The sequence below is a fragment of the Streptomyces niveiscabiei genome, from assembly GCF_001419795.1.
Lineage (GTDB): Bacteria > Actinomycetota > Actinomycetes > Streptomycetales > Streptomycetaceae > Streptomyces > Streptomyces niveiscabiei.
On record NZ_LIRL01000712.1, the window covers coordinates 1 to 7,155 of the forward strand.

8 protein-coding genes and 1 pseudogene are annotated in these 7,155 nt (G+C 72.5%); 5 read left to right on the top strand and 4 right to left on the bottom strand.

The window, feature by feature from the left end; all coding sequences use genetic code 11:
• The coding region (locus AOK24_RS31255) for a catalase (RefSeq protein WP_055723400.1) at window positions 1–1,580 on the bottom strand (1,580 nt) is incomplete at its 3' end.
• A gap of 141 nt (window positions 1,581–1,721) precedes the next feature.
• Here AOK24_RS31255 and AOK24_RS31260 point away from each other — a divergent pair.
• Window positions 1,722–2,138, top strand: coding sequence for a CBS domain-containing protein (locus AOK24_RS31260; RefSeq protein ID WP_055723401.1), 417 nt, complete (start codon window positions 1,722–1,724; stop codon window positions 2,136–2,138).
• Between the two features lie 116 nt (window positions 2,139–2,254).
• Window positions 2,255–2,716, top strand: a complete 462-nt coding sequence (locus tag AOK24_RS31265; protein WP_055723407.1) for a VOC family protein — start codon at window positions 2,255–2,257, stop codon at window positions 2,714–2,716.
• Here AOK24_RS31265 and AOK24_RS31270 read toward each other — a convergent pair.
• Window positions 2,713–3,126: a VOC family protein gene (locus AOK24_RS31270; protein WP_055723402.1), complete on the bottom strand. Its 414-nt coding sequence runs from the start codon at window positions 3,124–3,126 to the stop codon at window positions 2,713–2,715. The genes AOK24_RS31265 and AOK24_RS31270 overlap by 4 nt on opposite strands.
• Before the next feature lie 65 nt (window positions 3,127–3,191).
• Window positions 3,192–4,586, bottom strand: coding sequence for an aldehyde dehydrogenase family protein (locus AOK24_RS31275; RefSeq protein WP_055723403.1), 1,395 nt, complete (start codon window positions 4,584–4,586; stop codon window positions 3,192–3,194).
• Between the two features lie 59 nt (window positions 4,587–4,645).
• Between AOK24_RS31275 and AOK24_RS31280 the strand changes: the two genes are divergently transcribed.
• Together AOK24_RS31280 and AOK24_RS31285 are read left to right on the top strand one after the other, a co-directional pair.
• Complete coding sequence (locus AOK24_RS31280) at window positions 4,646–5,101, top strand: DUF1569 domain-containing protein (RefSeq protein WP_055723404.1); 456 nt, start codon at window positions 4,646–4,648, stop codon at window positions 5,099–5,101.
• Window positions 5,088–5,711 (top strand): TetR/AcrR family transcriptional regulator, encoded by a 624-nt coding sequence (locus AOK24_RS31285; protein ID WP_055723405.1) that lies wholly within the window; start codon window positions 5,088–5,090, stop codon window positions 5,709–5,711. Before AOK24_RS31280 ends, AOK24_RS31285 begins: the two co-directional genes overlap by 14 nt.
• A gap of 19 nt (window positions 5,712–5,730) precedes the next feature.
• Here AOK24_RS31285 and AOK24_RS31290 read toward each other — a convergent pair whose 3' ends face one another.
• Window positions 5,731–6,573: an SDR family NAD(P)-dependent oxidoreductase gene (locus AOK24_RS31290; RefSeq protein ID WP_055723406.1), complete on the bottom strand. Its 843-nt coding sequence runs from the start codon at window positions 6,571–6,573 to the stop codon at window positions 5,731–5,733.
• Between the two features lie 223 nt (window positions 6,574–6,796).
• Here AOK24_RS31290 and AOK24_RS49855 point away from each other — a divergent pair.
• A pseudogene (locus AOK24_RS49855) lies at window positions 6,797–7,155 on the top strand (hypothetical protein); the annotation flags it as partial.

The window sequence follows — 7,155 nt, forward strand, 5'->3', positions numbered from 1 at the left end:
CCGTCGCCGGGCAGCGCCTCGATGCTCAGCGCGGCGGAGACGGCGCTGAACTCCGGCTGCTTGTCGGCGGGTTCGGGTACGCCGATGCCCCGGGCGACCTGCCGGGCGAGGTCGAGGTCGACGTGCGCCAGCTCGGTGACCGTACGGGTGCGCACCTGGATCGCGCCGACCTTGCCGAGCTCGAACCGGAAGGCCTGGACGATGTGTTCGCGCTCCCAGTCGCTCACGCTGTGCCAGAACAGCGCGGCCTGGCTGTAGTGGTCGGCGAAACTCGCCGCGCGGGTACGGGACGTGGTGCCCTGGACGTGCTCCGGGTAGTGCATGCGCGGGCCCGACACGGCCGGGTGGCCGCCGCCCAGGGAGTTCGGGGTGTAGGTGGTGCCCCGGTGGATCGCGCTCTGCTGGAAGCCGTCGCGCTGGTTGGTGCGGACGGGTGCCACCGGGCGGTTCACCGGGAGCTGGGCGAAGTTGGGGCCGCCGAGGCGCAGCAACTGGGTGTCCAGGTAGGAGAAGTTGCGGGCCTGGAGCAGCGGGTCGTTGGTGAAGTCGATACCGGGGACGAGGTTGGCGGTGTGGAAGGCGACCTGTTCCGTCTCGGCGAAGAAATTCTCCGGGTTGCGGTCCAGGACCATGCGGCCGATCGGCCGGACGGGCACCAGTTCCTCGGGGATCAGCTTCGTCGCGTCCAGCAGGTCGAAGTCGAACGCGAACTCATCGTCCTCCGGCACGAGTTGGACGCCGAGTTCCCACTCCGGGAACTCGCCGGCCGCGATGGCGTCCCACAGGTCGCGCCGGTTGAAGTCGGGGTCGCGGCCCTGGCACTCCTGCGCCTCGTCCCACACCAGCGAGTGCACGCCCAGCTTCGGCTTCCAGTGGAACTTCACGAACGTGCCGCGCCCGGCCGCGTCCACGAACCGGAAGGTGTGCACGCCGAAGCCCTGCATCATGCGGTAGCTGCGCGGGATCGCGCGGTCCGACATCAGCCACATGATCGCGTGCAGCGTCTCCGGCTGGAGCGACACGAAGTCCCACAGCGTGTCGTGCGCCGAGGCGCCGGTCGGGATGTCGTTGTCCGGCTCCGGCTTCAACGCGTGTACGAAATCGGGGAACTTGATGCCGTCCTGGATGAAGAAGACCGGGAAGTTGTTCCCGACCAGGTCGTAATTCCCCTCCGCCGTATAGAACTTGACCGCGAACCCGCGGACGTCCCGGACGGTGTCCGCCGACCCCTTCGGCCCCTGCACCGTCGAGAACCGCACGAACACCGGCGTCCGCTCGGCGGGGTCGCGCAGGAACGCGGCGCGGGTGAACTCCGCGCAGGACTCGTACGGTTCGAACCAGCCGTAGGCGCCCGCGCCCCGCGCGTGCACGACCCGCTCGGGGATGCGCTCGTGGTCGAAGTGGGTCAGCTTCTCGCGGAAGTGGAAGTCCTCCAGGAGGGTCGGGCCGCGTTCGCCGGCGGCCAGTGAGTCGTCCGTGCGGTCGACCTGGACGCCCTGGTCGGTGGTGAGGGGGCCGACGGCGGGGTCGTCGGCGGTGGAGCGCTCGTTCTGGTGCCGTTTCGGATCGTCGGGGGCCATGGGTCCTCCTTGCCGCAGTGGTTCCCGGCCCACCGGAGTACCCCTTCTGCCGCCCGGCATACGGGGTTTGGCCCACCGGGGCCAGGGGACCCGGGCAGTTCACCGGGGTCCGGTGCGGCCCCCGGGGAAGGGAGGCAGGACATGACCACCGCACGCGAGATCATGACGCCGGACGCCGTCTGCGTCGATGAGCGCGAGAGCGTGGCCGAGGCCGCGCGCAGGATGACGGGCCTCGATGTCGGCGCCCTGCCCATCTGCGGCGCGGACGACCGGCTGAAGGGCGTCCTCACGGACCGGGACATCGTCACCAAGGTCCTCGGCATGGGGCTCAGCCCCGAGAAGTGCACCGTGGGGGAGCTGGCGCAGGGGGAGATCGTCACGATCGGCGCGGACGACGAGGCGCAGGAGATCCTGCGGACGATGGCCGCGCACAAGGTGCGCCGGCTGCCGGTCCTCGACAAGGGGCGGCTCGTCGGGATGGTCGCGCAGGCGGACGTGGCGCGGGCGCTGCCGAATCCGCAGGTGGGGGAGTTGCTGGAGGCGCTGTCCACGGAGTGAGCGGGCCGGTGTGGTGCTTGTTCGGCGGCGCGTCGGGGGAAGTAGGCCAGGATCTGGCCTAGTGCGGTGCGAGAGTGGCCGCAGAGCCGATCGACCGCACCGAACGGAGTACACCGTTGAGTCTCGACGTCCAGGTCACCTTCGACGCGCACAACCCCGCCGCCCTCGCCGAGTTCTGGCGTGAGGCCCTCGGGTACGCGTATCCCGCTCCGCCCGGCGTGCAGCTCGCCGACGGGGACGACGTGCTGGCCGCGTGGGACGAGTTCCTCGCGAAGGCCGGGGTGCCCGAGGAGGAGTGGAACGACAAGTCGGCCCTCGTGGACCCGGAGGGGCGCGGGCCCCGGCTGTTCTTCCAGCGGGTCCCCGAGGGCAAGACCGCCAAGAACCGGGTCCACCTCGACGTCCGCGCGGCGCCCGGCCTGGACGGCGACGCCCGGATGGCCGCCCTGGAGGCCAAGAGCGCGACCCTCCTCGCCCTCGGGGCGACCCTGCTGCGCCGGCACGAGGCACAGCCCCCGTTCGGCGGCGGCTTCCTCGTCATGGCCGACCCCGAGGGCAACGAGTTCTGCCTGGACTAGGCGGTGGGGGCGGTGATGTCGACCATCCACGGGACGCCGAAGCGGTCCGTGCACATGCCGAAGACGTCACCCCACATCTGCTTGTCCAGCGGCACCGACACCGAGCCGCCGGCGGAGAGCTTCTCCCACCAGCCGCGCAGCTCGGTGTCGTCGTCACCGCTGAGGCTGATCGAGTACCGGTGCTCGGCGGGCGGCGCCATGCCGGGCGGGTTGTCGGCGCCCATCAGGGTGAAGCCGGCCGGAGTCTCCAGCATGCCGTGCATGATCTTGTCGGCGAAGTCGGGGCCCGCCTGGCCGAAGGAGCCGTACGTGTTCAGCGACAGCGTGCCGCCGAAGACCTGCTCGTAGAACTCCAGCGCCTGGCGGGCCTCGCCGGTGAACGTGAGGTAGGGGTTGAGCCGAGAAGCCATGCGAGCCTCCAAGAGTGCGGATGCTTCGCACCGTAACGCGGCCCACTGACAACGGCGCGGCGACCTCACACCAGCTTGCGCAGGATCCGCTCCTTGACCTGCGTGAACGGCGGGTACGCCACCCGCAGCGGGTCCAGCAGGAGCGGCTTGTCCAGGACCGCCTTGTGGTGGCTGAACGTGTCGATGGAGTGGGAGCCGTGGTAGCGGCCGACCCCGCTCTCCCCGACCCCGCCGAACGGCAGCCCGGGGACGGTGAGATGCGCGTTGGGCACCCCGAACGCGAGCGCCCCGGACGACGTCTCCGCCTCCAGCCGCTTCTTGGAGCGGCCCGACCCGACGAACGCGTACAGCGCGAGCGGCTTGTCCCGCGCGGTGATGAAGGAGATCGCCGCGTCCAGGTCGGAGACGCGCACGATCGGCAGGATCGGCCCGAAGATCTCCTCCCGCATGACCGCCGACTCGGGCGACACGTCCGCGAGGACGGTCGGCGCGATGAACCGCGTCCCCTTGTCGTGCTCGCCGCCCACGACGGTCCGGCCGTCGCCGAGCAGCCCGGTGAGCCGCTCGAACTGCCGCTCGTTCACGATCCGCCCGTAGTCCGGGCTCTGCGCGGGCCGCTCCCCGTACATCTCCCGTACGGCCGCCGCGAGGTGCTCCTCGATCTCGCCCGCCGCGTCCCCGACCGCGAGGACGTAGTCCGGGGCGACACAGGTCTGGCCGGCGTTCATGAACTTGCCCCACGCGATCCGGCGCGCGGCCGTCGCGAGGTCCGTGCCGGGCTCGACGACGGCGGGCGACTTGCCGCCCAGCTCCAGGGTGACCGGCGTGAGATGGCGGGCGGCGGCGGTCATCACGATCCGGCCGACCGTGCCGTTGCCGGTGTAGAAGATGTGGTCGAACCGCTGCTCCAGCAGCTCCGTCGTCTCCGGCACCCCGCCCTCCACGACGGCCACCGCGTCCGGGTCGAGGACCTTCGGCAGCCAGTGCGCGAGCGCCGCCGAGGTCGCCGGGGCCAGCTCGCTCGGCTTCACGACCGCGCAGTTCCCGGCCGCGAGCGCGCCGACCAGCGGGGCGAGGGCGAGCTGGAGGGGGTAGTTCCAGGGGCTGACGATCAGGACCGTGCCCAGCGGTTCGCGGACCGTCCGCGCGCGGGCCGGGGCCAGCGAGACCGGTACGCCGACGCGGCGCGGGCGCATCCAGCGGTTCAGGTGGCGCAGGGTGTGGTCGATCTCGTTGACGACGAAGCCGAGTTCCGTGAGGTACGACTCCAGGGGGCTCTTGCCGAGGTCGCTGTGGAGCGCGTCCGACAGTTCGGTCTGGCGGTCGATCAGCAGGGCGCGCAGGGCGCGGAGCTGCTCCTTGCGCCAGCTCGCGGGGCGGGTGCGGCCGGTGGCGAAGGTGGCGTTCAGGCGGGCGACGGTCGCCGCGGCGTCGGGGGTGGTGCGGGTGTCGAGGGGCATGCGGGCCAGGGTATACGAAACGAAAATGTTTCGTTTCGTATAAGTGTATTCTCGTACGCATGACCCCCGTCCTGCCCGACCTCACCGACCGCGTCCTGGAACAGCTCCACCGCCCCGAGGGCGACCTCCTGGAGGCGGACACGGCCTGGAACCTCTCCCAGACGCTCCAGCACTGCGCCCAGACCGTCCGCTACTCCGTCACCGGCTACCCGCGCCTGAAACCCGCCCTGTTCCGCGCGACGGCGGGCGCCCTCGCCAAGAAGGTCTTCCTGAGCCGGGGCGCGATGAAGCACTCCCTGTCCGCCGAGATCGACGGCGCCCCGCCCCTGGACCCGGACCTCCCCCTCGCGGAGGCGGCTGCCGACCTCGCGGCGGCGGTGGCCCTCTTCACCACCCACACCGGCCCGCACGCCCCCCACCCCGCGTACGGTCCGTGCACGCACGACGAGTACGCCCGCCTGCACGCGTACCACCTCGCGGAGCACCTGCCGGGGCTGACCGGTGTCCGGCACTGAGCCCGGCACCGCCTCCGCTCCCGCACGCCGGGGGCGTCCCCGCGATGCCGCCCGCGACCGTGCGCTCCTCGCCGCCACCCTCGCCGTCCTCGCCGAGAGCGGGTACGGCGGGCTGACCACCGCCGCCGTGGCGGCTCGCGCGGGTGTCTCCACCGCGACGCTCTATCGGCGCTGGTCGTCCAAGGAGGACCTCGTCCTCGCCGCGGCTGCCGCGTTCACCGCCGACCTGGAACAGCGTCCCGACACCGGCACCCTGGAGGGCGACCTCCGTATCCTCCTGCGGGACAAGGCCACCGGCCTGACCGGCGAGAACGGGCGCCTCATGCGCGCGCTGATCGGCGAGGCCGCCCACAACGTCACCCTCGCCGAGGCCCTCACCGCCGCGTTCATGACGCCGGTGCGCGAGCGCGTCGAGGAAGCCGTCCGCCGGGCCGTCGACCGGGGCGAGATCGCCCCCGTCGAGGACGCCGGCCTGGTCGGGGACTTCGTCATCGGCCCGATGGTCAGCCGCCTCCTGCTGACGGCCCGGCCCACGGAGCCGGCCGACGCGGAGGGAACGGCGGACCGGCTGCTGCCGTTCCTGCTGAGGGCGGTCGGCGGGAAGGGGTGAGGGTGGCCCCCTACCGCCCTCAACCCGCCAGCGGCGACGCCGGCTTCGGGTACCCCGCAAGCCCCCCGTCCGGCACCGACAGCCCGCCGTCCACCACCAGCGCGTGCCCCGTCACGTACGACGACGCCGGTGACGCGAGGAAGAGGACCGACCCGGTGATCTCCTCGACGGTCGCCCAGCGGCCCATGGGCACATGGCCCATCAGCCACTCCGACAGCACGTCCGTCTCGCTCGCGAAGGTCGTCATGTCGGTGAGGGTCCAGCCCGGGCACACCGCGTTGACGCGGATGCCCTGCCGTGCCCACCCCACCGCGAGGCTCTTCGCCAGCGACACCTGCGCCGCCTTGGTCGCCGCGTACGAGTCGAGGAGCGGGGCGCCGAGGACGGCCGCCGTCGAGGACATCAGCACCAGGCTCGCCCGCTCCGACTCGGCGAGGTACGGGTACGCGGTCCGGCACAGCGCGGCCGTCGCGTCGAGGTTGACCGCGACGACCCGGTCCCAGGCGACCTCGGGCAGGTCCTGGAGCTGGACGAGCAGCATCCCGCCGTCCGCGCCGGCCGGGGTGACCCCCGCGTTGTGGACGACGACGTCGAGCCCTCCGAGCGCCTCCGCGGCCCGCTTCACGAGCCCCGCCGCGACCCCCACCTGACCGAGGTCCCCGGCGAGGGCCGTCACCTTCCGCCCCCGCTCCTCCACCTCCCGCACGGTCTCCTCCAGCGCGGCGGCCGTCCGCGCGGTCACCACCAGATCGCACCCCGCGTCCGCGAGCGCCTCGGCGACCGCCTTGCCGATACCGCGTGAGGCGCCGGTGACGAGGGCGCGGGCACCTTCGAGCCGGAACAGGTCAAGGGACGAGGCCATGGGGGAGTCCTCTCGGGAAGCGGAAACGGAACGGCGCCCCACCGGTCGCCGCCGTCTCGGCGGACGGCGTGCGCGGCAGCCGCACGCGCCGCCGATGCGCACTGCGCGCGACCGCCCGTACGGACGCACCCTGAGCCTGTACGACACCGGCCGCGCCCGGCGCCCGTGCCGCCGGCCGGTGTGTTGAACACGAGCGGACGTTGAACGCCCGCCGGGGGTGACCGTGCGACGACCGAAACCACCGAACCGAGCCCTGCGCGCCCTCCTCGCCGAGTCCGGCTGGTCGGGCGCCCGCCTGGCCCTGGAGGTCAACTCCCTGGGCACGGCGCAGGGGTTCACGCTGACCTACGACCGTACGGCGGTGTCCCACTGGCTGTCGGGCACCCGACCCCGCCCGCCCGCACCGGAGTTGGTGGCACAGGCGCTGTCGAGGAGACTCGGCAGACGGCTGCGGGCCACCGACACCGGACTCGTGGACGCGGCGGAACCTGCGGCGGACCTTGCGGCGGGGGAGGACGGAGTGGCCCTGCTCGACGGCGCGTTGGGCCAGGACGGAGTGGCCCTGCTCGACGGCGCGTTGGG